Origin of the sequence: Pseudomonas sp. 51_B (assembly GCF_017491595.1) — a bacterium.
Taxonomy (GTDB): Bacteria; Pseudomonadota; Gammaproteobacteria; order Pseudomonadales; family Pseudomonadaceae; genus Aquipseudomonas; species Aquipseudomonas promysalinigenes.
Window position 1 is genome coordinate 1 of the sequence record NZ_JAFGYW010000056.1, and the last position, 1,705, is coordinate 1,705.

Genomic DNA, 1,705 nt, shown 5'->3' on the forward strand with positions numbered 1-1,705 from the left:
TGGCGTAAAGCAGTGCGATGGCACCGATGATCAGGTCCTTCTTGCGTTCGGCCAGGGCCTGTTCGTATGTCTCGCTGCGCAGTGCCAGCAGGAAGGCATACGCCGCTGACCACAGGTAAGGCACCAGGATCATCGAGGTGGCGAGGTAGATCAGCGACAGGTAGGTACTGTTGGAGAACAGCGTGATGACCAGGAAGATCTGCACCATCGCGTTGGTCAGCCACAGCGCGTTCGCCGGCACCTGGTTGGCGTTTTCCCGGCGCAGGAACTCCGGCATCGTGTGGTCCTTGGCCGCAGCGAACATGATCTCGGCGCACAGCAACACCCAGGACAACAGGGCGCCGAGCAGCGAGATGATCAGCCCGACGCTGATCAGCACCGCACCCCAATGGCCTACCACATGCTCGAGCACCGCAGCCATCGACGGGTTCTGCAGCTTGGCCAGCTCCGGCTGGGTCATGATGCCTAGCGAAAGCACGTTGACCAGCACCAGGAACAGCAACACGGTGATGAAGCCGATGACCGTGGCCTTGCCCACGTCGGAGCGTTTTTCCGCCCGTGACGAGAAGATGCTTGCGCCTTCGATGCCGATGAACACCCAGACGGTGACCAGCATCATGTTGCGTACCTGGTTCATCACGCTGCCAAGCTCGGGAGTACCCACGGCCCAGATGTCGGCGGTGAACACCTCGAGCTTGAAGGCGAACAGGCAAATCAGCGCAAACAGCACCAGCGGCACGACCTTGGCCACAGTGGTGACCAGGTTGATGAAGGCTGCTTCCTTGATGCCGCGCAGTACCAGAAAATGCACGGCCCACAGCAGCACCGATGCAGCGATGATGGCCGCGGGGGTGTTACCTTCGCCGAAGATCGGGAAGAAGTAGCCCAAAGTGCTGAACAGCAATACGAAATAGCCGACATTGCCCATCCAGGCACTGATCCAGTACCCCCATGCCGAGGAAAACCCCATGTACTCGCCGAAGCCAGCTTTGGCGTAGGCATAGACTCCCGAGTCCAGTTCAGGTTTACGGTTGGCCAGCGTCTGGAACACGAACGCCAAGGCCAGCATGCCCACAGCGGTGATTGCCCAGCCAATTAGAACCGCGCCGACGTCGGCGCGGGCAGCCATGTTCTGCGGCAGCGAAAAGATCCCGCCACCGATCATCGAACCGACCACCAATGCGATCAGTGCGCCCAGGCGCAGCTTTTGTCCTGGTTCGTTCATGCTGTTCCTTGTTCACATTGCCAGAGACTGAAACAACCCTGTGCGCCATCTTTTAGCGCTATATAGACCGGCTTAAAATTAAACTCATGCCTGTAATGACGGAAGTAACTTATAAAATTCCTGTAACGCTAGCAGTTGTAACACAACAAGAAAAGAAACCTATAAAACGCACAATTTTTTGTGAAAAATTTGCGAAAACGGTGAAAGCAACTAGCTTCAGAGATCGCAGGTTAAACAGAGCGTTCGCTCTAGCCGTACATGGAGGTGCCAGCGCATAAGGCCTGCAGCTGAGCTGTTGGCACTCTCCAGGAGCGCGTGAAGGAAATTTCCTACCTTCACCTTGCCTAGAACTGATTCACGTCAGTTCAAGGCCACGGCGACGGATTTATGCTGTCGTCAACTTTCTCCTGGCAGGAGTTGTTAAATGTCTGATTCTTCGGGAAAACTAAAGCTAGGCGCATTAGTTGCACTTGTGGTCGG

Annotated in this window: 1 protein-coding gene; it reads right to left on the bottom strand. The window is 56.1% G+C overall.

Annotated elements, in window-relative coordinates; genetic code table 11:
* Positions 1–1,225: arginine-ornithine antiporter (gene arcD / locus J5M56_RS23540; RefSeq protein WP_207937891.1), on the bottom strand; the 1,225-nt coding region annotated here is incomplete at its 3' end.
* Positions 1,226–1,705 lie beyond the last annotated feature (480 nt).